The organism is Bacillus paranthracis (assembly GCF_024296885.1).
Classification (GTDB): Bacteria; Bacillota; Bacilli; order Bacillales; family Bacillaceae_G; genus Bacillus_A; species Bacillus_A paranthracis.
Genome location: NZ_CP101135.1, coordinates 423,578 through 449,677, shown reverse-complemented (window position 1 = coordinate 449,677; position 26,100 = coordinate 423,578). Strand labels below are relative to the sequence as shown.

At 34.5% G+C, this 26,100-nt stretch carries 17 protein-coding genes and 1 pseudogene; 9 read left to right on the top strand and 9 right to left on the bottom strand.

Features of this window, described 5'->3' with window-relative positions; translation table 11 throughout:
• The first annotated feature begins 149 nt into the window (after positions 1-149).
• From NLJ82_RS02280 to NLJ82_RS02270, 3 genes are read left to right on the top strand one after another with little or no spacing between them, the layout of a single operon-like run.
• Positions 150-1,337 (top strand): efflux RND transporter periplasmic adaptor subunit, encoded by a 1,188-nt coding sequence (locus NLJ82_RS02280; protein WP_000941145.1) that lies wholly within the window; start codon positions 150-152, stop codon positions 1,335-1,337.
• Positions 1,334-2,014 (top strand): ABC transporter ATP-binding protein, encoded by a 681-nt coding sequence (locus tag NLJ82_RS02275; protein ID WP_000631604.1) that lies wholly within the window; start codon positions 1,334-1,336, stop codon positions 2,012-2,014. Before NLJ82_RS02280 ends, NLJ82_RS02275 begins: the two co-directional genes overlap by 4 nt.
• Complete coding sequence (locus NLJ82_RS02270) at positions 2,011-3,210, top strand: ABC transporter permease (RefSeq protein WP_000054390.1); 1,200 nt, start codon at positions 2,011-2,013, stop codon at positions 3,208-3,210. Before NLJ82_RS02275 ends, NLJ82_RS02270 begins: the two co-directional genes overlap by 4 nt.
• Before the next feature lie 847 nt (positions 3,211-4,057).
• Here the strand turns inward: NLJ82_RS02270 and NLJ82_RS02260 are convergent.
• From NLJ82_RS02260 to NLJ82_RS28845, 8 genes and pseudogenes are all read right to left on the bottom strand, one after another.
• Positions 4,058-4,387 (bottom strand): PadR family transcriptional regulator, encoded by a 330-nt coding sequence (locus tag NLJ82_RS02260; RefSeq protein ID WP_000749965.1) that lies wholly within the window; start codon positions 4,385-4,387, stop codon positions 4,058-4,060.
• Positions 4,388-5,188: 801 nt separating this feature from the next.
• Positions 5,189-7,378, bottom strand: coding sequence for a DNA topoisomerase III (gene topB / locus NLJ82_RS02255; protein ID WP_001140202.1), 2,190 nt, complete (start codon positions 7,376-7,378; stop codon positions 5,189-5,191).
• A 191-nt stretch (positions 7,379-7,569) separates the two neighbouring features.
• Positions 7,570-10,515: a YhgE/Pip domain-containing protein gene (locus tag NLJ82_RS02250; protein WP_000810126.1), complete on the bottom strand. Its 2,946-nt coding sequence runs from the start codon at positions 10,513-10,515 to the stop codon at positions 7,570-7,572.
• 305 nt (positions 10,516-10,820) lie between these two features.
• Positions 10,821-11,612, bottom strand: a complete 792-nt coding sequence (locus tag NLJ82_RS02245) for an endonuclease/exonuclease/phosphatase family protein (RefSeq protein ID WP_000771959.1) — start codon at positions 11,610-11,612, stop codon at positions 10,821-10,823.
• Between the two features lie 4 nt (positions 11,613-11,616).
• Positions 11,617-13,254, bottom strand: a complete 1,638-nt coding sequence (locus NLJ82_RS02240) for a PTS transporter subunit IIBC (RefSeq protein WP_000705546.1) — start codon at positions 13,252-13,254, stop codon at positions 11,617-11,619.
• A gap of 205 nt (positions 13,255-13,459) precedes the next feature.
• Entirely contained in the window at positions 13,460-15,124 is a 1,665-nt protein-coding gene (locus NLJ82_RS02235; RefSeq protein WP_050266875.1) for a glycoside hydrolase family 13 protein, read from the bottom strand.
• A gap of 238 nt (positions 15,125-15,362) precedes the next feature.
• Complete coding sequence (locus tag NLJ82_RS02230) at positions 15,363-16,289, bottom strand: methyl-accepting chemotaxis protein (RefSeq protein WP_406565718.1); 927 nt, start codon at positions 16,287-16,289, stop codon at positions 15,363-15,365.
• Between the two features lie 15 nt (positions 16,290-16,304).
• Positions 16,305-16,490: pseudogene (locus tag NLJ82_RS28845) on the bottom strand (HAMP domain-containing protein); the annotation flags it as partial.
• A gap of 375 nt (positions 16,491-16,865) precedes the next feature.
• On the opposite strand from NLJ82_RS28845, the gene NLJ82_RS02225 reads away from it, so the two are divergent.
• The 6 genes from NLJ82_RS02225 (at position 16,866) to NLJ82_RS02200 (ending at position 24,951) form a co-directional block, all read left to right on the top strand.
• Positions 16,866-17,588 carry an amino acid ABC transporter ATP-binding protein gene (locus tag NLJ82_RS02225; protein ID WP_000616943.1) on the top strand — a complete coding sequence of 241 codons (723 nt, stop codon included), beginning with the start codon at positions 16,866-16,868 and terminating at the stop codon, positions 17,586-17,588.
• Positions 17,589-17,709: 121 nt separating this feature from the next.
• Positions 17,710-18,504 (top strand): ABC transporter substrate-binding protein, encoded by a 795-nt coding sequence (locus NLJ82_RS02220; RefSeq protein WP_000823738.1) that lies wholly within the window; start codon positions 17,710-17,712, stop codon positions 18,502-18,504.
• A 91-nt stretch (positions 18,505-18,595) separates the two neighbouring features.
• Positions 18,596-19,288: an amino acid ABC transporter permease gene (locus tag NLJ82_RS02215; RefSeq protein WP_000461540.1), complete on the top strand. Its 693-nt coding sequence runs from the start codon at positions 18,596-18,598 to the stop codon at positions 19,286-19,288.
• Positions 19,289-19,488: 200 nt separating this feature from the next.
• Positions 19,489-20,373: a response regulator gene (locus NLJ82_RS02210; protein ID WP_000886124.1), complete on the top strand. Its 885-nt coding sequence runs from the start codon at positions 19,489-19,491 to the stop codon at positions 20,371-20,373.
• Positions 20,370-21,410, top strand: a complete 1,041-nt coding sequence (locus NLJ82_RS02205; protein ID WP_000587810.1) for a HEAT repeat domain-containing protein — start codon at positions 20,370-20,372, stop codon at positions 21,408-21,410. Before NLJ82_RS02210 ends, NLJ82_RS02205 begins: the two co-directional genes overlap by 4 nt.
• Positions 21,397-24,951 carry a glycosyltransferase family 2 protein gene (locus NLJ82_RS02200; protein ID WP_000559075.1) on the top strand — a complete coding sequence of 1,185 codons (3,555 nt, stop codon included), beginning with the start codon at positions 21,397-21,399 and terminating at the stop codon, positions 24,949-24,951. The genes NLJ82_RS02205 and NLJ82_RS02200 overlap by 14 nt, the downstream gene beginning before the upstream one ends.
• 52 nt (positions 24,952-25,003) lie before the next feature.
• On the opposite strand, the gene desB is transcribed toward NLJ82_RS02200, so the two are convergent.
• Positions 25,004-26,089, bottom strand: coding sequence for a Delta(10) desaturase DesB (gene desB, locus NLJ82_RS02195; protein ID WP_000661225.1), 1,086 nt, complete (start codon positions 26,087-26,089; stop codon positions 25,004-25,006).
• Positions 26,090-26,100 lie beyond the last annotated feature (11 nt).

Genomic DNA, 26,100 nt, shown 5'->3' with positions numbered 1-26,100 from the left:
TAGTTGAATGAAATTTCTTTTCAACCGCATTATTAATACGATAAGTAAGAAATTAGGAATGGTTATCTTATTATGTTATTTTACAAATTTTGTTATAGTATTTAATTACTATACAAATTAAAAATAAATTATTGTAAAGGAGATAAGTTATGTTACAAAATCAAGTCCATACTTCAAATAAGAAGAAAAGGATTATTGTTAGTGTTATTATTTTAATTGCTATTGTTGCAGCTATTAACATTTTTGTCATGCAAAGTACGAAGAAAGGCGAGGTTAAGACAGGTACTGTAAGTTTCGAAAAGGTATCAGAACGTAAACTTAATAATACGAAGTTAATTTCCGGACAAGTGAAACCAGGAAATATTGAAGGATTCTACACAGATTCGACTAAAGGAAAAGTGAAGGATATTACGGTAAAAGAAGGACAAGAGGTAGAAAAAGGTACGAAGTTATTCTCTTATGATAATGAGGAAATTAATTTAAAGATGAAACAAGCTGAGCTTGATCAAAAGATGGCAGATATGCGATACAATCAAAGCAAGAAGAAAATAGATTCATTGAAGCAAGAAATTAAGAAGACAAAAGATAGCGGTGCTACTACAGAAATCATAAATCCACTGGAAGAGCAACTAAATGAACTAGAAATGCAGCAAAAGACAACTGAGCTTGAGAAAGAAAAAGGAAAGTTGCAAGCAGAAGAATTAAAAAAGCAACAGAAAGAACTTACGATTTATAGTAATTTTGCTGGTGTTGTTCAAAAGTTAGATAAAGATGCTGCACAAAGCTCATCTCAAGCGGTAGGTGGTCAGGGGAAAGCGTTCTTACAAATTGCTTCTAAAGATCCGTTCCAAATTCAAGGGACGTTAACTGAGCTTCAGAAGTCACAAATTCAAAAAGATCAAACATTTACTGTAACGGCGAAAGCAAATAATAAGAAGAAATGGACAGGTAAGATTACAGAGGTAAGTGAGTTTCCAACAAGTGCAGAGATGGCTCAAGCCGGTGGTGTAGGTGAGGCAACTCAAAATATGTCTCAATATACATATAAAGCAAGTCTTGATAGTCAAGATGGTTTATCTCCAGGTTATCACGTTTCTCTACAAGTAAATTTAGGGAATAAGAAGATGGTTGCTGTTCCAACTAAGAGCATTGTAGAAAAGGGCGATGATGCATTTGTTTATGTTGAGGATAAAGGAAAGCTTCGTAAACAAAATGTGAAAAAAGGATCTACTGATGGAGACTGGACAGAGATTGTAGAAGGCGTAACAGCGGGGCAAAAGGTGGTTAAAAATCCTTCCGAAGATGTATATGACGGAATGGAAGTGAAAGAGAAATGATTACGTTAAATCATATTGCTAAAACGTATTATCAAGGAAAATTGGCAGTGCCGATTTTGCACGGTATTAGTTTAACGATTCAGAGTGGTGAATTTGTTTCGATTATGGGGCCGTCTGGTTCTGGTAAGTCGACGCTTATGAATATTATCGGTTGTTTAGATCGTCCAACAGAAGGCGAATATATGCTGAACGACGTGAATATCCTAACAGCAGATGAGTCAAAACTTGCTTTAATTCGTAATGAATATATTGGTTTTGTGTTTCAGCATTTTAATTTGCTGCCGCGTCTTTCAGCAGTGGAAAATGTTGAGCTTCCGCTCGTATATGGTGGCGTGAAGAAAGCGGAGCGTCGCAAGCGTGCTTTGGAGGCGTTAGGTAAAGTTGGATTGGCAGATCGTGTGCATCATTTACCAAATGAGTTATCAGGTGGACAGAAGCAGCGTGTAGCGATTGCAAGAGCGATTGCAAATAATCCAACGTTCATTATGGCCGATGAACCGACTGGTGCACTTGATACGAAGTCTGGTGAGCAGGTCATGAATATTTTCACGAAGCTTAATGCAGAAGGCACGACGATTGTTATGGTTACGCATGAAGAGGAAGTAGCAGCGTATTCGTCCCGCCGCATTGTACTGCGGGACGGGAAAGTTACAGAAGATAGAAGGTGTGCGGTATGAGTTTACTAGATAGTATAAAAATTGCCCTGTCTTCTATTTTAGCTCATAAACTACGTTCTGCTCTTACGATGCTCGGTATTATTATCGGAGTAGGTTCGATTATTACTGTCGTTGCAATCGGACAGGGCGGGGAATCGATGCTGAAATCTCAATTTGCTGGTTCAGGTAATCAAACTGTTCAAATTCATTATAGTGCAGATATGAATGATCCTTTTGGTATGAAAATGGTAGAAGCACCGAAAATAACTGAAGAAGATATTTTTGAAATAAAAAAAATCTCAGAGATCACACATGTTGTGACAACAAACTCAAGCATGGAACCACTTGATATTGAAGATAAAAAAGAAATGGTAAGTATTACTGGATTAGATAGTGAGTACTTTGCAGTAAATAAAGTAAAGTTGTTAAAGGGACGTTCTTTACAAGAATCAGATGTGGACCAAGGTAATAACGTTGTCATGATTAGTAAACAAATGGAAGAAAAGGTATTTAAGGATGCCAATCCAGTAGGTAAAATTATTGAAATAAAGGGACAACCAATGCAAATTATTGGTATCTACAAATCAGATAGTGAGTTTATGGGAATGGGAACATCAGAAATATTAATTCCAATTTCATTATGGCCAATACTATATGGGAAAGATGAAATTCAAAATATTTCTGTTCAAGCCAAAAATGTAAATGATTTAGAGAAAGCAGGTAAAAAAGCTGCCGATGTCTTAAACAGCCGCAAACCAAGTGACGCAACTGGTAAATACGAGGTTCTAAATTTAAAAGAACTTCAAGAAGGCATTTCAAAGATGACAGGGATTATGACAATGATCATCGGTGGTATCGCTGGTATTTCACTAATTGTTGGTGGTATCGGTGTTATGAACATCATGCTCGTATCTGTAACGGAGCGTACACGTGAAATTGGTATACGTAAAGCACTTGGTGCAACGCGCAGCAAAATTTTATTACAGTTCTTAATTGAAGCAGTTATGTTAACGCTTCTTGGTGGGCTGATAGGAATTGGGCTTGGTTATGGTGGTGCATATATTGTTTCCACGTTTGCAAAGTGGCCACCACTTGTTTCATGGGAAGTTGTCATAGGCGGCGTATTGTTCTCAATAACACTCGGCGTTATTTTCGGATTAATTCCAGCGAACAAAGCTGCAAAATTAGATCCAATTGAAGCACTTCGTTATGAATAAATTACTAGTGTAGTAGGAATGTTATTCTCTATTACACATACCCATTGTTTTAGTAGGCATTTCACATCCTCGAGAATAAAGAGGATGTGAAACTCCCCCTTATAACCATTTATATTAATATAAAAATGTATTATAAAGGAAGTGAGTTTAAATAAACAGAAAGTTGGCGAAGAAAAACCGCCTTTACTTAAAATGATTACAGATCCTGGAGTACAATTCGAATGAGAAAAAATTTGAGACATGTTCTTCTTATTAGCACTGCTACAAGTTCTTTTTGGTAGTTGCAGTGCGTAATATTATGTATACATCAACAGCGATTGTTAAGATTAAAAATCATTAGGTCATTATTAAGTTTTTATGATGTTTTTTCGAAATAATACTCCTTATACAACTATTATTATCATTAGTGGTCTTATTAAGGCTATTTTAAGTTTAACTTCATTTGGCAGAACAACTAAATAAACGAGTTTAGGCTCATTATTTACGAAAGGTACATTTGCATATAGAATTAGTAGTACAATTTAAACATCCTATGTATCAAATTTAACTGTTTTTTGTTTAGGGTTATAAATTGGATTAAGTAAATTAAAATTTGCTATTCCAATTCTCATCTTCTTTATATTCAAAACTACGTTTTCATTTGCACTTGTTGTATTAATAACAAAGTTTTTACCGGATACGCCGACATAGATAAGATTATCTTCATGACAGTATACAATTTGTCACATTAGTAACCGATTAATTTGTTTCGAAACGTATAATTTTCTTTTTTGATATGGTGACTCTTTGTTACAATAACAGCATTCTAAGTTCGATTAAAAATTGAGCAGACTTCTTGCATATAATTCTACTTCCCCTCCTTATTAATTACATTTTCAACAAATAATTTTAAATCGTCCCAACGCTCTTTGAATTTATCCAATTCCTTTTCCCCCATTTTTGATAACGCATAGTACTTTCTTTTTGGACCAGTCGTAGATTCCCTTAATACACTCGTAACTAATCCTTCTTTTTGCATACGTAATAATAATGGATATATCGTCCCTTCACTAAAAGAGTGAAAGCCATAGTTATGTAATTTTTCCTTTAATTCGTAACCGTATATTTCCCCTTCTTGAATAATGGATAAAATACATCCATCTAAAACACCTTTTAACATTTGTGTTGATTTTTTCATTTCATTCCCCTCTCTCCTGTTAACTTTTAATACAAGTGCTTTAAACATAAACATAAAAATAACATACGATAACTTGTAATGCAAGGTATAATGAACGTAACTTTTAAATTTCCATTCATAAAAACAGAACGATTTTTATAGTATTTATTAGATATATGTTTGTTAATAGCAAATACCTTTGTTAACTTATTTTTGTATTAATTTTCTTAAATTTATTATATTAACCTTTCATCAATTGAGATTCCTGCTGGAAAAAACCTAAATATTTCCTCCTAAAAATGCACATGAATCATTGATTATTTTAACTTTTCCATTTTAGGTAATTTATTAATTTTACAAAGGTGGACAATTCCTCTAAGTTGTCTCCTCAAGTAGCTTCTACAAGTATTCTTTTTCCTTAATCGGAGAAATACCATTCCTTCGTTTGTTCTTATATGGCCGCTCTTTATAGAACAGAGTACTTCAGCTGATAAAGAAAAAGACCACTTTAATGTGGTCTTGGTTCTAAATTAACTTAAGCAATTCATGCAGATCATTTATTATTCTTTCTTGCGCCCACCAGAATAATATTATGAGCATCCCTTAAATCTAATTTTTCAAAAATTTCATTAACTCTTGATAACTCTTGTTCTGAAGAATTAAATATTACTTTTATTAATTTCTTATATAACAATCACCGAAAACATTAAACTCCTTTATAAGATCAAAAAAATAATTTAAAGAATTAACTCCATTTGGAATAACCTTTATTCCAAATGGAGTTTTTAAACTAACTGCTAAATTAAATTTTATGATCTCATTTTAATCAAATTTTAATTTCTTTAATGCTTCTGCGAATGCATTATTTAATGGTTCTTCTTCTTTTTTCTGTTGTTTCATATACTTTTGAACGTCGCGTTTATCCGCTTTGTTTCCAGATTCTTTTTTACGTCGCTCTTGGAATGTCGATAACTTCTCGCGATAGCCACATTTACATGCAAAGATTTGACCTGCACCTTCACCACGTAATTCTAGTTTCTTCTTACATTGTGGGCAACGAGCGTTTGTTGTACGAGATACATTTTTACGATGACCGCATTCACGGTCTTGGCATACGAGCATTTTTCCTTTTTTGCCGTTTACTTCTAACATTGGTTTACCGCAGTCCGGGCAAGACTTCGTTGAAATGTTGTCATGTTTATATTTTTTATCACTCGATTTAATTTCAGAAACAATTTCTTTCGTATAGTTCTTCATTTCGGAAATGAATACTTCTTTTTTCAGTTTCCCCTTTGCAATTGCCTCTAGCTTTTGTTCCCACTCACCAGTTAGTGTAGGTGATTTTAACTCTTCTGGTACTAAATCAAGTAATTGACGACCTTTTGAAGTAATGTGAATATCTTTACCACGTTTTTCAATTAAAAATGAATTGAATAGCTTGTCGATAATATCAGCACGCGTTGCTACAGTACCTAATCCACCAGTTGATTTTAACGTATCAGCAAGTTGTTTATTTTGCGTATCCATATATTTCGTAGGATTTTCCATTGCTGAAAGTAAAGTCGCTTCGTTAAAACGTGCAGGTGCTTTCGTTTGGCCTGATGTTTGCATAATTAACTTTACAGTTAATGTATCGCCTTTTTCGATACGAGGTAAAAGCTGCTCTTTTACGTCATCAGTTACATCATCATCCTCAAATCGATTTTCATATACTTCCTTCCAACCAGCATGTAAAATCGTTTTTCCGCGTGCAATGAACGTTTCGTTACCAACTTTGGTACGTAATGTTAGTTGCTCGTATTCGAATGCTGGGAATAAAACAGCTAAGAAACGTTTTACAACTAAATCATAAATTTTGCGTTCTTTATCTGTGAATGCTGAAAAGTTAACGTATCCTTCTGTTGGAATAATCGCATGATGATCGCTCACTTTACTATCATCAACAAATGATTTATTAGGTTTGATAGGCTTTTGTAATACTTTATGTGCTAAAGGACGGTATTCTCCAACACCACATGCTTTTAGACGCTCTGGAAGTGTTCCAACGATATCAGATGAAATGTAGCGTGAATCTGTACGAGGATACGTTAGCACTTTATGTTGTTCATATAATTTCTGCATAATGTTTAATGTTTCTTTCGCAGAGTAACCAAACTTTTTATTGGCATCACGTTGCAATTCAGTTAAATCGTAAAGACCAGGAGAGAATGACTTCTTCTGCTTTTTATCAATTTCCACAACAGTGGCATTTTGTTTATCTAGATTTTTTACAATATCATCGATTTTTTCTTTATTAAAACTACGGCTATTACCATTTGCATCTTGCCAAGTTAGTTTTAACCTATCGTTTGTTTGCGCTTCGATACCGTAGTATGTTTGAGCCTTAAAGTTTTTAATTTCATCCTCACGACCAGCAATAATAGCTACAGTTGGAGTTTGTACACGCCCACAGTTTAATTGAGCATTGAATTTTGTTGTTAATGCACGGGTAGCATTTAAGCCAATATACCAATCTGCTTCAGAGCGGGCAACGGCTGAGGCATATAAATTGTCATAAGCTTTACCTGGTTTTAAATTATTAAAACCATCTTTAATTGCTTTGTCTGTTACAGAAGAAATCCATAAACGCTTAATTGGTTTATTTACTTTTGCTTTTTCAATTATCCAACGTGCGACTAATTCGCCCTCTCTTCCTGCATCGGTAGCCACAATCAGCTCATTAACATCATTTCGAGTAAGTTGATGTTTCACAGCATTAAACTGTTTTCCCGTTTGTTTTATAACAACTAATTTCATACGTTCTGGAAGCATTGGAAGATCTTCAAGAGTCCATGTTTTATACTTATTATCATAAGTCTCAGGATCTGCAAGCGTCACTAAATGCCCAAGAGCCCAAGTCACGATGTATTTGTCACCTTCTAAAAATCCATTACCTTTTTTTGTACACTTTAATACTTTTGCTATATCACGTGCAACTGATGGTTTCTCAGCAATTACTACACTCTTTGCCATTTATTCAAACTCCTTTACTAACTATATACCGTTTAATATACCACAGTTTTCAAGAAGAGCAGTAAGAAGCACCTTATATATCAGTCATAATTGACATGACTCGTTTAAGAATCACTAAACAGAAGCATTAAAGAAATTAAAATTTGATTAAACAAAAAGGTTCCTACCTCTATCGGTAGGAACCTTTTATGTTAGTGAATGATTTTACTTCCTTTTGCGTTCTCAACGAATTTTTCGCTCGATTTGTTAATTGGTGTTTTCAATAATAACGCAGCTACAATCATAACTACTACGAAAGCACTTAATACAAGTAAATCTCGCGTTACAATATCCCACAGCATTCCGCCTACTGTTTCACGAATTGCACTAATTGCATATGTGAACGGTAAGAACGGATAAATTGCTTGGAAGAATTTCGGTGTCATTTGAATTGGGAATGTTCCGCCCGATCCTGCTACTTGCAGTACAAGTAAAATGATCGCCATCGATTTCCCAACGTTTCCAAAAATAGAAACGAGTGAGTATACGATACAAACGAAGACCCCACCAATAAATAAACTAAATAATACAAACCAGAATTTATCGACTACGTACGTACCGAGTAAGAATATATCTCCCATCGATACGATAAACGCTTGTGAAAGACCTATCGTTAAGAATGTTAATAAACGTCCGAAGTAAATTTCATGGCTCTTATAATTCGCGCCCTCTTCATGTACTTCTACTGTTAATAATGAAACCATTAATAATGCGCCTACCCATAATGCAAGCACTGTATAGAATGGTGACATCGCTGAACCGTAGTTCGGCATCGCAAATAATTTATTCTCTTTTAAATTTACTGGATTCGCAAAGTAGTCACTTTGCTTCTCAACATCGTTTTTCAATAAGCGTATGATGTCTTTTAAATCCTCTTCAGATTCAAAATCACGAATTTTATCTGCCAATTCTTTAATCTTTTTCTCAGTAGCTGGCATTTCAGCTTTAATGTCTGTTAATTTCTTTTTACCATCTACTAAGCCTTTTGATGAATCTTCTAGTATTTTTTTAACATCTGGAAGCTTTTTGTCTGCTTCTTTTAAAATTTGAGATGTGTTTTTAGACATCTCTTTTGTACGAGCAATTGCTTCATTAAAGTTTGGAACGATTTCTGAATCGTATTTAGCTAAGATGTCACTTATTTGGGCCGAAGTACTTTTAGATACTGCGTTAATACTTTCAATAACATCTGCTGCTGGCTTTTGACCTTTATTAATAGCGTCAATTCCTTTATCAGTTAAATCGATTGCTTTTTGTAAACCATCTTTTAATTTATTCAATTTAGAAATCATGTTATTCGTGTTCTTATCACTATTTACATCCGCTAAAACTTTATTCGTATTTTCCATAACAGGAATCATATCATTAACTAAATTCTTTCCAGCTTGTAACTCTCCTCTTATATCATTTAAAGCTACTTTTGTAGAATCTAATCCGTTAATCCCTTTATTATTCAAGTCTTCTCTTGCTTTGCCAAGCTCCGTTTTTAATCTGCTATAATCATTTACAGCCTTATCATAAGCTTCTCTACCATTGTTTAAAATCTCATTAGCTTTGTTTATATCTTGATTTAAATTTCCTCTCAGTTGCTGAGCATCTTCTTTTACACCTTCAGCCTTGTTTTTTAATTGTTCAGCTGTGCTTACTGCTTTTTCAAAATCCGCTACGAACGTTGCATTATAATCTGTTTCTGCTTGATTTACCAAGTTATTTATTGCGTCTAACTTTTTATTAGCAGCATCTCTTACGTCTTGTTTCACTTCTTGCCCTGTACCAATAATATTGGCAATATCTTTAACGCCCCCATTTGCATTTTCGATAGCTGATTTAAGGCTTGTTAATCTTTCTATTCTCTTTTGGAAGAATTCTTTTCCAAAATCAGTTGATGCCGACTCTTTAAATTTAGTAAAGACATCAATTACATATGAAACACTATCCGCACGATCTTGAAGATTCTCAGAAACCTTATTAAGATCTTGTTTCGCTTTTTCCGGGTCGAAATTACCATTTTGCAACCCGTTTATAACACCTTGTGCATAAGTTGTTCCAACACGTATTGAGCTAAAAACATTATTTACAGTTTGATTAATATTTTTAGCAATGTTTTTATATCCCTCACCATTCACTTGCGGTAATTCTGGAAGCGCTGGTATTTGCGGGATAGTTACATTTGGTAACTCTGGAAGTTTAGATGGATCTGGAAGTGCCAGATTGAAATCAACAGATGGATTTTTTAAGAAATCCGTAATTGCCGCCGCACCATTCAAACCTGTTTGCATTGCAATTAAATTATTCTTAATAGTTCCCGGGGCACGATTCAATGTTTCATCATTTCTCGCAAAGAATGCATCTAAGCTCTTAAGTGTATCCTGACCATCATTAATAACACTCTCTACAACCGGCAATTCTTTCTGCGCTACTTTCACGACATCCTCTGCTCGAGTCGCATCATCTAACGCCTTATCCATAAGTGTATTCATTTCTGGGAACTGCGCTTCTAACTTAAATACAAGATCTTTTACTTTCTCAATACTTGGTAAGTTTGTTTCTAAATCGATTCCAAGGTCATTGAAGATTTTAAAAATCTCACCGTTCGCTGTTTTAACAAAGTTTTTACTAATTTCTTCTGTAATACCTGATGCACCTTTTGCTGTAATCTTCGGTGCAATCGCATTTACCTTTTCATTTACATAGTAATCAAGTTCTGGTTTCTGTGGATTTTCATCCAGAACAGTTGCAATTTTTTCAGAGAAGTCTTTTGGAATTGTAATGCTTGCATAGTAATCCCCGCGTTCCACTCCATAAATTGCTTGTTTTTCATCTACAAATTTCCAACCAAGATTTTTGTTTTTCTTAAGAGAATCTACAATCTCGTCCCCGATATTGATATCTTTCCCTCTTAAATTAGAGCCTGCATCTTGGTTAGAAACTGCAATGGGAACTTCTTTTGTATTTCCATATGGATCCCAAGAAGCTTTAATGTTAAACCATGCATATAACGATGGTAAAATCATTAACCCTACAACAATAACAATTGCAGCCCAATGTTTAGCTACATTCCGTAAATCAGTCTTATAAATACGCCAAATTTGTTTCATAGAAGTTATCACCTAATTATATATTTTTCCTTCTTTAGAAAATGATACATACATTTTGCAATTATATCACTTTCTACATCGTGGATTAACCAAAAACGAACTATTTTTTCCCATTAACTTTAACTTACTACATTATATAACGAAGTAAGTCAAAGTATGAATACAAAATGACCAAATCGGTTTTACATTCAATAATAACAAATATATAGGAAATGTCATAAAAAATACAAGTATTTTCTCTTGGAAATACTTGTATTCCTAAAAAAATCCTCACAGCTTTTTATTATCTGTGAGGATTTCTTCTATTATATATCTACTTGCACTTCTACACCGAAATGATCTGAAATTATATTTCGGTTTGTACCATTAAAAATAACTTTTGAAGAACAAACTTTTTCACTTCGGTTACACAATATTAGATCGATTCGTAAATTATGTTTATTTTCATCCCAACCAGCAATTTCACCTTGGACAGTTGTTCCTTCATCCTTCTCTATTGCTAGTCCATATGTGTCGTACAAACCTTTTTGCATCATATATTCATAACCCTCCCCTTGCAAACGAGCGTTATTATTAAAATCACCCATTAAGAAGGAAAGTTCATTGCTATCTACACGCTCCATCAAACGATTCACTTGATCTTTAAATGATTCTTCTTCATCATTCCACCAACCGAGGTGGCAAGAGTAAAACGTGATGTTCTTACCATTATAAGCAATTGTTGCACTTACAATTTTGCGTGTTTTCCAATACGCTGTATCCTTATTTTCTGAAATAAAGAACGTATCTTCTTTTACAACATTATGCTTCGTTATAATCGCTAATCCTTCTTCATACACATCATAACCAATATGAGAGAAATCCCAAGTAATATTGTAATCTTTTACATGTAACGCTTTTAACTCTTCTAATAGTAAAAGTCCAAAATTATCTTCTTTCTTGTTACCGCATACATTTTTAGCTCCTATCGACTGACTTACTTCTTGCAATGCGATAACATCGTACTCTTCTTCTTGAATGACTTTAGCAAGATATTTTATCTTTTCTATTTGATTTTCTTCTTGCCAAGAGTGACAGTTTAAAGTTAGCAATTTCATATTATTACGCACCTAACATATCTTGAATGTCTGACTTTAATACGTCAGCTTTCGGTCCATATACCGCTTGTACACCTTTATCTTTTACGATAAGTCCTAAAGCACCATTTTGTTTCCACTGCGCTTCTGGTGCAACAACATCTAAATCTTTTACTGTTACACGTAAACGTGTCATACAAGCATCTACGTCAGCAATATTTTCTTTTCCACCTAATAAATCAATAACCTTTGTTGCTAATGAACCATCTTGTACATTTCCTGTTCCTTCTGATGCCTCATCTTCATTATCAATATAGTTACCTGCACGTCCTGGTGTTGGTAAGTTGAACTTTTTAATTAAGAAATTGAATAATGTAAAGTTCAGACCGAAGAATACTAATGAAACGATAACGAAATTGATTAAATCTCTAGTTAATCCTGCATTAACCATCATCGGTGTACGAGTAATTAACTCAATGAATCCGAATGCGTGAACACGTAAGTTAATTAAATCTGCTAATGCGAATGCAAGTCCTGTTGTAATTGCATATACAACATATAATACTGGAGCAATAAACATGAACATGAATTCAATTGGTTCTGTTACACCTGTTAAGAATACTGCTAATGCTGCTGATAAGAACATTGGTTTATATTTTGCACGTTTTTCTTTATCAACATTACGGAACATCGCGAAAGCAATACCCATTAATGCTGCTGTTGAACCGATAACTTGTCCAGCTTTGAAACGAGCTGGTACAACATTATTTAATAGATCGTTATATGCTTTTGTATCTCCATTTGCTAATAAGTTATTTAAATCTGTAATCCATGCAAGCCATAAAGGATCTTGTCCTGCTACAACTTGTCCAATTTTTGAGCCAGTTAACATCGTATATGTTCCACCTAGCTCAGTATAGTTCATCGGAATTGTTAACATATGGTGTAAACCGAATGGTAATAGTAAACGCTCTAACGTTCCATATACAAATGGTGCAACAATTGGTGCACTATCTTTTGAAGCTGCAATCCAGCGACCAAATTCATTTAATCCACTTTGGATGAATGGCCATAAAAGTGATAATACAATTGCAGTTACTGTAGACCAAACAATTACAACGAATGGTACGAATCGTTTTCCGTTAAAGAATGCTAATGCTTGTGGTAGTTTGTTATAGTTATAATATTTGTTATATAAAGTAGCTCCTAAGAAACCTGTGATAATCCCTACGAAAACCCCCATGTTTAATGCTGGTGCACCAAGTACAGAAGTAAAGTAATCTTTTACAATTAAGTTCCCTGCTAATACTGAAGAAACTTTCGCTTTTGAATCCGCTAACATTTCAGCGTTTACGCCAAATATAGCTCCTGTAATTCTGTTTGTTAAGACGAATGCTAATAGCGCTGCAAATGCGCCACCTGCGCGATCTTTCGCCCAAGATCCCCCAATTGCTACTGCGAATAAGATGTGTAGATTAGTAATAATTGCCCAACCGATGTCTTCCATTACGCGAGCGATTGTATGAACTGCGTTAATATCCCCAGCAGACATTCCAATTAACTTACCGATAGAAATCATTAAACCAGCTGCTGGCATTACAGCTACAACAACTAATAACGCTTTCCCGAACTTTTGCCAAAAATCAAAAGACGTAATTTTCATCTGTTCTTCCTCCCCTTTATTTATAACAACATAATGATTTAAATTATAATTTCTGTTTCTATTGTGAAAACGATTCCTTATGTTACTTCATTTTTATCTTTACGCAACCGTTTTCATAAATCTATTTTAATAAAAGCGTTTTCACTTTGCAATAGAAATTTATTATTTTTCATAAAAAAAGATGCTCTAAGAGCATCCTTTTTTATTATGAAATACGATAAACCCTTGTTTCATAAGGCTTTAACGTGATTGAAGTTACTTGTTCATGTTCCGCAACTTCATAGTTATTCAAAAGCAAACGTTTGCGTTCTAGTGCAAATAAATCCTCATTATACACAGCTTCCTCTTTTGAGATATTACTAATTACGACTATTTTTTCATCGTTTAATGTACGAGTATATGCATAAATTTGCGGATCATCTTCTAAAAGTAAATCGTACGTACCGTAATTCAGTACATCGTGCTCTTTTTTCAAGGCAATCATTTTCTTATAGAAATTGAAAATAGAGTTTTCTTCATTTTTCTGCTTTTCAACATTAATCTCTTTGTAGTTTTGATTCATACTAAACCAAGGTGCACCTGTTGTGAAGCCAGCATTCATCTCATCGTTCCACTGCATAGGTGTACGTGAATTATCGCGGCAAGAAGCCCATATAATTTCCATCATATCTTGATGGGATACGCCCTCTGCAATTTTCTCACGATATAAATTTTTAGTTGCAACATCATCGTAATCTTCAACATTTGGTAATTGGACATTTGTCATCCCAATTTCTTGTCCCTGATAAATAAACGGTGTACCGTGCATAAAGAAGTACATCGCGCCTAGAGCCGTTGCACTTTCACGCCAATATTGTTTATCATCTCCCCAAGTTGAAACGATACGCGGCTTATCGTGATTCTCAATATATAAAGCATTCCATCCTTTATTTTCTAACCCTTTTTGCCATTTCGTTAATACCTTTTTCAGCCCTACAACATCAAGATCTTTCTTCTTTTCTGCATCCCATAAACTTAAATGTTCGAATTGGAATACCATATTGAACTTACCTTGCTCTTCTCCAACCCAAAGCTCAGCATCTTCAATCTTAACGCCATTCGCTTCACCAACAGTCATAATATCGTACTTAGAAAATGTATTTTCTTTTAATTCTTCTAATAAAGGTTGAATACCATCCACATTCATATGTTTATCAAAAGATGGAACATACTTTAGTCCTTTTGGATTTGGCATATCTTTAAAGCCGTCTTCTTTTTTAATATGGCTGATTGCATCTACTCGGAAACCATCAATTCCTTTATCAAGCCACCAATTAACTGTATCGTATAGCACTTCTCGAACTTCTTTATTCTCCCAGTTTAAATCTGGTTGTTTACGCGAGAATAAGTGTAAATAATATTGTCCTGTTACTTCATCATACTCCCATGCCGAACCATTAAAAATACTTTCCCAGTTGTTTGGTTCTGCACCATCTTTACCATCATGCCAAATATACCAATCACGCTTCGGATTGTCTTTAGATGAACGAGACTCAATAAACCATGGATGTTCATCACTTGTATGATTAATAACTAAATCAATAATAAGCTTCATATCACGTTTATGAACTTCATCTAGTAAAGCATCAAAGTCTTCCATCGTCCCAAACTCATCCATAATATCTTGATAATCACTAATGTCATAACCATTATCATCATTAGGTGACTTATACATTGGACAAATCCAAATTACATCTATTCCTAAATCTTTTAAATAATCCAGTTTCGCAATAATACCTTGTAAATCTCCAATACCATCGCCATTTGAATCCATAAAGCTACGTGGATAAATTTGATAAGCAACCGCTTCTTTCCACCATGTCTTATTCATAGTCATTCTCTCCTTTTGCATCCCATCGGAATTTTATGCAAACGTTTTCGTAACACTATCATAACAAAATATGAATAGTTTGCAACTGTTTTCATTGAACTCTATGTAGTTTCTTTATTCTTATGCTTTATTTATTTCTCACAAAGGCAAATCTCATTCTTCTCATCTCCTTGTCCACGCTTATTACAAACCTTATTCATATATAAAAAAGGAAGAACAAAAATGCTGTTCTTCCTTTTCACATTGAAAATCTTTCAATTGTCTGTTTCAATTCTGTTGCTTGTTTCTCTAGATCCTTTAATAATTGATCGATTGCTATCATATTTTTAGATTGTTGCAACGTCACACGTGCTACTTCTTGTGAACCAGCTGACGTTTCTTCAGCAATTGCTGCTACGGCCTTTGTTTGTGCTCCTGTTTGATGAATGTGGTTCACTTGTTCATTCATATAACCACTAATTTGCTTCGTTGCATCCGCTACTTCCATAACACTTGATGACATTTCTTTTAAAATTAATTCCGTAGCCTCCCCACGTTTCGCCTCTTCTTTAGCTATTTTCACTTGTTCTGTCATTTTCATTGCAACTTGTTGTACTTCCTCTTGCATATTTCGTAATAACTGCGATATATTTCTTGCAGAGTGGTCACTTTCATCAGCAAGTTTTCGTACTTCTTCCGCAACAACCGCAAAGCCTCTTCCATGCTCTCCTGCACGAGCAGCCTCAATAGAAGCGTTTAGTGCTAATAAATTAGTTTGGCTAGCAATCTCACTCACAACAGATACAATGTGTTCTACTTGTTTCATTCTTTCCTCTAACTTCTGTACATTTTGCATTGAATCTTCATTTTCTTTCGCCAATGTTTGAATACCTTGAATTAAAGACGTAAAGACACGAGTACTATGCCCTAAAGCTTGAACCATTTCTGAAGACAACTCATCAGACTGTTTCGCTTTCTCTTCTACTTCACTTGCAATAGAAGTTGTTGTATCAACAGCAGAAACAATTGCCTGAATGGATGCCGCTGATTGCTCAGCGCCAGAAGAAATCTCTGCAAGAGTTTCAGAAACACCTTGTGCTTGTTTCGTTGCTTCGCCTGTTTGTTTTCTAATTTGCTGTACTTGATTGTTTGTATACGAAAATGTTGTATCAATATTTTTTACCATGCCCCTTAAGTTCCCAAGCATCATATTAAATGCAACACTTAAAGATTTAATTTCATCATCAGTCTTCGGTAACGGAACATCTTCACGAATGTCTCCTTCAGCCGCTTTTCTTGCCGCCTCCTCTAACTTTCGAAGCGGTTTAATTAAAAATATGGCTGCTCCATATGCTAAAATCCCAGACCATACTACCCCTAATAGCATAACGATAATATTATATGCAGTTTGACTTACATAACTTTGAAAATAATCATATATCACATAAATAAAAAATATACTTGTTGAATATGTAATTAAAGCTAAAACTGTAGTGAATAGCATAAGTTGTGTACGTAAGCCAAAGGAAAATGCCTTCCTTTCTTTTTCCATCTCTTCTTTCCCCCTTTGTATAAGTAATATAAGTACTACCTATATATTATTATCCATATTTTCATTATAGAAGGATATAGAGATTTCAAAAAATTATTATTTTCTTTAATATCAAATCCACGAAAAAAATAAAGGATTCTGACAATTTGTGACTAATAACAGAAATAAGGGGCAACATTTGTAAAATATATTTTTGACTGGGGGTTTTGTATGATTCAGGTTCGAAATCTAGTAAAATCATTTGGCTCACTTGACGTTTTAAAAGGAATTGATTTAGAAGTACAAGAAAAAGAAGTTGTCGTTTTAATTGGTGCCAGTGGTTCCGGTAAAAGTACATTACTTCGCTGTCTTAACTTTTTAGAAATGTACGATGAAGGTGAAATTCACTTACAAGGTGAACGAATTGATCCAAAGCATTCAAATTTAAACAAAGTCCGCGAAAATGTCGGTATGGTTTTTCAGCACTTTAACCTCTTTCCTCATATGACCTCACTAGAAAACATCATAGAAGCACCTATTCATGTAAAAAAATTAGAAGCAGCAAATGCAAAAGAAATCGGAAATCAGCTTCTGCAAAAAGTCGGCCTACAAGATAAAGCAGATGTAACGCCCCATCTCCTATCAGGTGGTCAAAAACAGCGTATTGCTATTGCACGAGCTCTTGCTATGAATCCTAAAATTATGCTATTTGATGAACCTACCTCAGCTTTAGACCCTGAACTTATTGGAGAAGTATTGCAAGTTATGAAAGAACTTGCTGAAGAAGGAATGACCATGGTTATTGTTACTCATGAAATGAATTTCGCAAGAGATGTAGCTGATCGCGTCATTTTTATGGATGATGGAAAAATTGTAGAAGATGCTCCGCCAGCACAATTCTTTTCAGCTCCATCACATGAACGAGCGAAACAATTTTTACGTAACGTTTTATAATATAACTTCTGTTTCAAACGAAAAGAAATACATTCATACGGTGCACAACTAATCATCTAAATAAAATATTTCAATAACATACTTAAAACCATCCGTATGATCAATATATAGGAGGGGTTTTATGAAAAGAAAACTATTAACCATTGTTGCGAGTATTACATTATGCACATCCTTTATACTAGGAGCCTGTAGTAAGGAAAGTGCTACTACTTCTTCAAATGGTGAAAAAGAATTTCGTTATGCGATGAGTGGCTTATATAAGCCTTTTAACTATAAAGAAAATGACGGAAAACTTGTCGGTTTTGATGTAGAACTAGGTGAAGCACTTGCGAAAAAAATGAATATGAAACCAACCCCTATTACAAATCCATGGGAAACGCTAATCCAAGGTCTCAAAGCGAAAAAGTATGATGTAATACTGGGCAGTATGGCAATTACAGAAGAACGCTTAAAAGCTGTTAATTTCTCAAATCCTTATTATCGTTCTGGTGCCCAAATTTTTGTAGCTAAAAAGAATACATCTATCTCTTCTCCAGAAGATTTAAAGGGTAAGAAAATTGGTGTTGTAAAAGCTAGTACCTTTAAAGACCTCGTTGCAAAATACACAGATCAAATTACAGAATACGATAGCGATATTACTGCACTTATGGACTTAGAGCCTGGACGTATCGACGCAGTAATTACAGATCAAATGGTTGGTTTACGCATGATCAAAGAAGGTAAATCAAATATAAAAGAAGCTGGAAAACCACTAAACCTTGATGAAATGGGAATTGCTATTCGTAAAGATGATAAAGAAATGGTCGAGAAAGTAAATAAAGCTTTAGATGAAATTATTAAAGATGGTACGTATGAAAAGATCAGTAAAAAATGGTTTGGGCGTAATATTCTTGGTGAAGAGGAAAAAACGAAGTAATTTAGCCCTTCAAAGTTTCCATAAATCATGCCCCACTTTGTGTGGGGCATTTCATTCTCTACTAAAATCTATACAATATGAGGTGAAACGCATGTTTGAAATTTTTATCTCTACCTATCCCACACTCTTAAAAGCTACTATTGTCACATTACAATTAACACTAACATCCCTATTACTCGGTTCACTAATTGGATTACTATTCGCTTTCTTTCGAATCTCTAACAATAAAGTTTTAAATAGTATCGCTCACGTATACATCGCCATTATTCGTGGTACACCTTTAATTGTTCAAATCGCCATTCTCTATTTTGGGATTACATCCGTTGTTGTTTTTACTCCTTTTTGGGCAGGAGCCATTGCTTTAGCAATCCACAACGGTGCATATATTACTGAAATTTTCCGAGGCTCTATCCAATCTGTCGATCGTGGACAAATGGAAGCAGCTCGCTCTCTAGGTATGCCATATCCTTTAGCGATGCGCCGTATTGTATTACCGCAAGCATTTCGTCAATCTATTCCTCCTTTAGGAAATCAATTTATTATTGGATTAAAAGATTCTTCACTTGTTGCTTACGTAGGATTGTCCGAATTATGGGGGTCAGGTTTATCAATCGCTGCAGGGAACTTCCAACAACTAGATACATATATAATCGTTGGTTTATATTATCTCGTGCTCGTTCTCCTATTCACTTACCTTGTTAATCTTTTAGAAAAACGATTACAGCGAAAAGAAACAAACTCTATACAAACTGCAAAAAAGAAAACAAAAGAAATTTCTCTTTGAACAAACTAACAGGTTAAGGACCATTTCCTTAACCTGTTTTTATTTCTTCTCCATACTTTTTACTCCAATAATATTTTTCTATGTATAAGAAATTCATTATATTTCTACAGTCTCCCTCTTTACACATCATAAAATTATCCATAATATAGTAAAGATGGATATACACATCTAGACGTCTTAAATAGTATAAGGAGGTCACTATGCTGGATTTAATTTATAAAGATTGGCTGAAACAAAAATATCAAATTTATAACCTTCAGCAACTTACAAGCTACATAAACAACTTAATTAGCCTGGCTGAAACATTAGGATTCTATCAATTACAAAAGGATTTACAACAATTATCTACAACGTTAAAAGATTCTAGCTCTGTCTACGATGTAGTCGAGCATATCACAGAAATGATGCTTTCCTTTAAACAGGATGATCAATTACTTAAAATTTATATAATTGGTACTATCCCTGAGGTACTTCAAAATGCCTCCATTCAAATTTTCGACAACATAAATAATGCTGATTGTGTTGTTGTATATAAAGAAACTATCCCTTCTTATTTCATACAACAGCCTATCATTTATTTTTATGAGAACGTAGATGATGAACAAATTGTGCATCACGGAGTACAAGAGGTGTTACATACAAAATTACCTTTTGAAACAATCCAGAAGAGATTACAAAAATATATGTCAGTATCTCGCCAAACCCCTCCACTATTAGTAGTAACCGCTGACGACTTATTAACAAAATTTATAAAAACTGAATACACAACTTTACTAAACGTATATCATTTCACTAGTGGAAAGCACTTTTTCACAGAAAAAATCTATGAACAGTTTCCATTCTTCATACTAATTGTGGATTGGATGATGCCACAAATGGATGGTTTAGAACTTATTAATCGATTAAAGAGATTGTTGCCTAGTCGACATTTCCGAATTTTTATGACCTCTACTAAATCAACAGCCCACCACCTGGAGGAAGCATTTAAAGCCGGTGCTGATGATTTTATTGAAAAGCCGTTTTCACCTTTAGAATTTAAGGTTCGTTTGGCGCACTTATTAGAAGGAAGGAATGAAGGCTATTGATTATAGTTACAATTGTACAATCCATAGTTATCTTTTTAATAGTTGCTATTCTTATAGCGTATATATATTTAATTTCACTAAAATTACGTAGTAGAAATTTCAAAAGAAAAAATAATAAATGGAAAGAAGAAAATAGAAAATCTCTATATGAATTTATCATGCATAATAAATGCCATGATTTCAAAATTGAACATACAGCAGATATTCACGCACTAGAATCTCTCTGCATTAAAGCTACACAGCTCGTATCCGGGATTGATGAAAAACAGCGCATTCATCATTTATTACAAGTCTATTTGTTTCCCCATTATAAAGAAAAATTAGTTCACGGCACTCATATAGAAAAACAAAATATATTAGATATTATTTCTTTCTTCAAAATAAAAGAGTTTGAAAATGAGGTAAAAGATATATGCACTCAAACATCTGGATCTATCCAGCATCAAGCATTTACTACATTAAGTACATTAAACACAAGGCAAGCAATTTTACTTGCTACAAGAGTCCATGACTCTATTCCCATCACTATGATCGCTTTAAGTATTTCTCAAACTGAAAATTTTTCTGTTTGGGTTGAGTTTTTCCATACATTACCTAAACAATTTCAATATGAAATTTTAAATGCAATCGGTACACGTGAAGAAAATAGCTGTTATCTTTTCCTCATTCAAAACTTAATGAATGAAGATGAGGAAATTATTATTCACTCGTTACATGCTATTTCAAAGTTAATGCCTAAAACAGAAACAAAAGAGCACATTGAACAGTTATTTAAAAAGGACAGTTGGCAAATTCACCTCATGCTTATTCGTGTAATAACCCCCTTTAAAGATGAAGGATACTTCCCTTATTTACTAGAACAAGCAGGGCATCAATCTTGGTGGATACGTCGTGAAGTCCAACATGCAATTCAATATTATTCAAACTGGCAAGAAAAGTATATTGAAATTGCATTACATCACCCTGATCGTTTCGCACGTGAAAGTGCATTAGAGGCTCTAGCACGAAAGGATGTGACAACATATGCATTATCTTGATATATTTTTAAAAATTTCACAATGGCTCTTCTTACTATACATGGGTGTTGCTATCTTATTCTATACAGCTATATTTCTGATTTCTGCATTCACCTTAAGAAAAAAAAGAGAACGTGATGAAAATAGGGAATTACTTCATTATTTACAGTCTGGTATTACTCGACCTGTCTCTATTATTGTTCCTGCCTATAACGAAGGAGTCACTATCGTATCAAGTGTCCAATCACTTTTAACTTTAGAATACCCTGAGTTTGAGGTAATCGTCGTAAACGATGGATCAAGCGATGATACGTTAGAACAATTAAAAGATCATTTCCAACTATACGAAATTCAGAACGTGGTTAGATTACAATTGGAAACAGAGACTATTCGAAAAATATATCGCTCATCTGTTAATAAACAAATTATCGTTGTCGATAAAGAAAACGGCGGCAAAGCAGATGCATTAAATGCAGGTATCAATATTTCCAACTATCCGTACGTTTGTTCATTAGATGCTGATTCTCTCTTAGAACGTGATGCACTTATGAAAGCTATGAAACCAATTTATGAATCTCCAGAAAAAGTTATGGTAACTGGCGGGAGTGTTCGAATTGTGAACGGTTCTTACATACAAAATGGACAAATGATTGAAAATCGTCTTCCAAAACAACCTCTTGCGCTCATGCAAATTATCGAGTATTTGCGTGGATTCTTATTTGGTCGCTTAGCATGGAGCAAGTATAATATTCTTCCTATCATTTCTGGTGCATTTGGTATTTTCGATAAAGGAGAAGTTATTCGTGTTGGAGGTTATCAGCGAAAAACTGTCGGAGAAGATATGGAGCTTGTCGTTCACCTTCATAAAAAAGCTTTACAGGATGGAGAAGAAAAGAAAATCATTTATAACCCAAACGCAATTTGCTGGACACAGGCTCCCGATGATTTAACAACCTTCCGCAAACAACGGAGTCGTTGGCACCGTGGTTTAGGTGAAACTTTATGGCGCCATAAAGATATTTTATTCCGTCCAAAATATAAAGCTTTCGGTATGATTGCAATGCCTTTTTATTTATTACTAGAATGGCTCGGTCCTATTATTGAAATACTTGGCTATTTACTACTACTGTATCATTTACTATTCGATGAAATTTTCACAGAATATGTATTTTTACTGTTAGCTGCTACCGTACTATACGGATCATTCCTATCCGTAGGAGTTGTTTTATTAGAAGAATGGAGTATGAAAAAGCAAAATAGTATTAAAGATTTCACACTCTTACTTCTCTGGTCGTTAACTGAATCATTTTGGTATCGTCCACTGACTGTTTGGTACCGATTTTTAGGACTGTTTCAAAGTCTTTTCCGAATTAAAGGTTGGGGGAAGATGAAGCGTAAATCGCTTGAAAATCAATCCTCAGAGCGTTTTTGGTGGCTGCGAAGAATCGCCTTCATCCTAATTATTTTAGCTGTTATTTTCGGTATAGATGCAACAAAACACCGATTGCAACCAACATTCCTAAAAAACCCTGCAGATAATATTTCATATGGTTTTAAAGCAGAGCGAAATAAGCAAAACCTTCAACATTATACAGGGGGCAAATGGGAAGATTGGACAATTAAAGGTGTGAACCTAGGTATGGCAAAACCAGGGGCATTTCCAGGTGATGCTGCAATTACAAAAGCAGAATATAAAAAATGGTTGAAACAAATTAGCGAAATGGGTGCAAATACGATTCGTATTTATACCATTCACCCTCCTGCTTTTTACGAAGCTTTATTTGAATTTAACCAACAAGCAAAACAACCTTTATATTTGTTCCATGGTGTATGGGTTGAAGAAGAACAACTGTTAGAAACAAAAGATGCTTACAAATCCAAAAATGAACTCTTTAAAAATATTGAAAGAACAGCCGATGTAATTCATGGTAATACAACAATCGCTGCTGAAAAAGGACATGCTTACGGTGAATATAATTATGATGTGTCACAATATTTAGCTGGTTGGATTCTCGGGATTGAGTGGGATCCTGACATGGTCATCGAAACAAATAAAAAACATGCTGATAAAACTTCATTTAAGGGTAAATATTTCGAAGCAAAGAACGCTAGTCCATTTGAAATTTGGCTAGCTGAAGGAATGAATTATATCGCTCAATATTCTATTAGCAAATATGAGACCGCTCAGCCTATCGCTTTTTCCAACTGGGTTACAACAGATTTACTAGATCACCCTGCTGAACCGTTCATCGGTGAAGATGCTGTATCTATAAATCCAAATCATATCTTTGCTAATAAGAATTACCCAAGCGGGGCGTTTGCCTCTTATCACGTGTATCCTTATTACCCTGACTTCTTAAATTTCGATCCAGATAAAGCAAATTTCAAAGACCATCGAGGGCAATCCAATAGTTACGCTGCTTATTTAAAAGACTTGCATGATTCACATGAAATGCCTGTTGTTATTTCGGAATTTGGTATCCCAGGATCCCGAGGTATTTCTCATAAAAATATACATGGAAAAGACCAAGGGCATATGAATGAAGATGAACAAGGGAAACGTAATGCAGAGCTCTTCGAAGATATTATTCAGGCGAAATTGGCCGGCGGTATTGTATTCATTTGGCAAGATGAATGGTTTAAATTCTCTTGGAATACAACTAAATATGATAATACGGAAGAACGACCACATTGGAACAACGTACAAGTTCCTGAACAACATTTCGGTTTGCTATCATTTGAATCCCATACTATTAATGTCGATGGTGATACGAGTGATTGGAAAACAAAAACAAAAATTGGGGATAAGAATGGTTACACGACTTTCGTAACACACGATGAGTCCTATTTATACTTATCCATTGATCGTCCAAAAGCTAGACCTCTTGAAGAGGAACCTATTACAATTGGAGTAAACATATTACCTGAACAAGGAAATAAAGAATTTAACGGCCTTTCTATGAAAGAAGGCGCTGATTTTAAAATTGATTTGCACGGCGGACAATCTAATCAAGTACTTGTTGATTCTTATTATGATGTATTCTCTTATGAATTTGGTTTCCAACGAAATCTAGTTCCTTATACAAAACCAGAAAAAAATAGCGGACAATTCTCCCCTATTTATACAGCATTAAGTTTGCCAATTACATTACCACTGACTCAGGAACAATTGCCATTTGAAAAATTTAATGTCGGAGCATTAACTATGGGAAATAGTAATCCAGATAGTGCTGATTACAACTCACTTTCAGATTTTTCTACTCCGAAAAAAGAGACAATTGAGATTCGGATTCCTTGGATGTTATTAAATGCGAAGGCACCAAATATAAAAGAATTTATTGGTGATATTTATGCAAATGAAGAAATAGATGGTTTAACTACGAAACAAATTATTAACGCAATTGGCTTTACAGTTCAAATTGGAGCTGAAAACATTACAACTGCACAAGATGGAGAATACGCTATGTATAACTATTCAAAATGGGGTGATGTTGTCGAATATACATCACGACTCAAGAAAAGTTACTACTACATGCAAAAAGTATATCAAGCTACAAAATAACAAAAAGCAAGCTACTTTTCAGTAGCTTGCTTTTTTGAAAATGTATATATATTTACTGATTTACTTTTTTAATACTCTCTTCTTCCTCTATATGTTCCTCACGATATGAAATATTATGAGGATCTAGCCCATTTCCTAAAGAACCATAGAAATGCTCTCTATGCGGATCCACTAATTCACTTCCTTGATAATACACACGTGGTGTATTCCATAGCGCTGCCAAAGCTTTTGTCATCGGCATCTCATGATAGCGTTCCGGCCACATTTCTTTAATTTTCTCTTTTACTAACGGGTAGTATTTAGAGCTCATAGCAGGGAACAAATGATGTTCTGTATGATATGAGAAATTGAAATGTAAAACGTCTACCCAACGCGGCACTGTTACTGATAAACAGTTTGCTAACGGATCATTTACTGGAACAATTGGATTTAAGCGGTGATTTGTTGCGATATATGCCATTACAATAAAGTTAGCAATTAACAATGGAATCACATATGCAAATAACCATTTTCCAGGTCCCATAATAAACAATAAACTAATCCAAACAGTCCAAGGCAAAAGAAGTTGAAGCCATACAGATTTTTGATTGGATGACTTAAACTCTTTTATAAAATGAAAGAACATTCGAGTCGAATGCAAGGTAAATTGAATTGTTAGTGACAGAAAACTAAAGAATGAACGTACATGAAGAGGCATGCGATATACCCAGCTCAAAAACTTACTCTTTTTAAGCTTCTCAAGTGTAGGCCATGCATCTGGATCATTCTCTTCATGTTGTGTATGAACGTGATGTGTTGCATTATGCCACTTTCGCCAAAGTTTAGGACCTGTTGATAATGGCATAAATGCAATCGCTCCTAAGAAATCACGAAGCCATGCCTTTCTTACAACAGTTCCATGTAAAATTTCATGCCCTAAAAACCCAAGTGAAGCAAAACATAATCCAAGAACGATCGCAATTCCTAGATTAGCCCACACATTCAATTCAAATACACCAATCGATATTAACCCCGCCAATGCCACAAGTAAATAAGCCAGTCCGCCAAATAAACGAGTAGGAACTGGTTTAAATGCTTTTTTCGGCAAATGTGGTGATACACGTGCTGCATACCACCCAAACGTATGAAGCTCCTTCATCCTTTTGCCCC

What these genes read in the sequence shown, in the direction of transcription:
- NLJ82_RS02280 (WP_000941145.1), top strand. Translation starts at nt 150, where the DNA reads ATGTTACAAAATCAAGTCCATACTTCAAATAAGAAGAAAAGGATTATT.
- NLJ82_RS02275 (WP_000631604.1), top strand. Translation starts at nt 1,334, where the DNA reads ATGATTACGTTAAATCATATTGCTAAAACGTATTATCAAGGAAAATTG.
- NLJ82_RS02270 (WP_000054390.1), top strand. Translation starts at nt 2,011, where the DNA reads ATGAGTTTACTAGATAGTATAAAAATTGCCCTGTCTTCTATTTTAGCT.
- NLJ82_RS02260 (WP_000749965.1), bottom strand. Translation starts at nt 4,387, where the DNA reads ATGAAAAAATCAACACAAATGTTAAAAGGTGTTTTAGATGGATGTATT.
- topB (WP_001140202.1), bottom strand. Translation starts at nt 7,378, where the DNA reads ATGGCAAAGAGTGTAGTAATTGCTGAGAAACCATCAGTTGCACGTGAT.
- NLJ82_RS02250 (WP_000810126.1), bottom strand. Translation starts at nt 10,515, where the DNA reads ATGAAACAAATTTGGCGTATTTATAAGACTGATTTACGGAATGTAGCT.
- NLJ82_RS02245 (WP_000771959.1), bottom strand. Translation starts at nt 11,612, where the DNA reads ATGAAATTGCTAACTTTAAACTGTCACTCTTGGCAAGAAGAAAATCAA.
- NLJ82_RS02240 (WP_000705546.1), bottom strand. Translation starts at nt 13,254, where the DNA reads ATGAAAATTACGTCTTTTGATTTTTGGCAAAAGTTCGGGAAAGCGTTA.
- NLJ82_RS02235 (WP_050266875.1), bottom strand. Translation starts at nt 15,124, where the DNA reads ATGAATAAGACATGGTGGAAAGAAGCGGTTGCTTATCAAATTTATCCA.
- NLJ82_RS02230 (WP_406565718.1), bottom strand. Translation starts at nt 16,289, where the DNA reads ATGGTAAAAAATATTGATACAACATTTTCGTATACAAACAATCAAGTA.
- NLJ82_RS02225 (WP_000616943.1), top strand. Translation starts at nt 16,866, where the DNA reads ATGATTCAGGTTCGAAATCTAGTAAAATCATTTGGCTCACTTGACGTT.
- NLJ82_RS02220 (WP_000823738.1), top strand. Translation starts at nt 17,710, where the DNA reads ATGAAAAGAAAACTATTAACCATTGTTGCGAGTATTACATTATGCACA.
- NLJ82_RS02215 (WP_000461540.1), top strand. Translation starts at nt 18,596, where the DNA reads ATGTTTGAAATTTTTATCTCTACCTATCCCACACTCTTAAAAGCTACT.
- NLJ82_RS02210 (WP_000886124.1), top strand. Translation starts at nt 19,489, where the DNA reads ATGCTGGATTTAATTTATAAAGATTGGCTGAAACAAAAATATCAAATT.
- NLJ82_RS02200 (WP_000559075.1), top strand. Translation starts at nt 21,397, where the DNA reads ATGCATTATCTTGATATATTTTTAAAAATTTCACAATGGCTCTTCTTA.
- desB (WP_000661225.1), bottom strand. Translation starts at nt 26,089, where the DNA reads ATGAAGGAGCTTCATACGTTTGGGTGGTATGCAGCACGTGTATCACCA.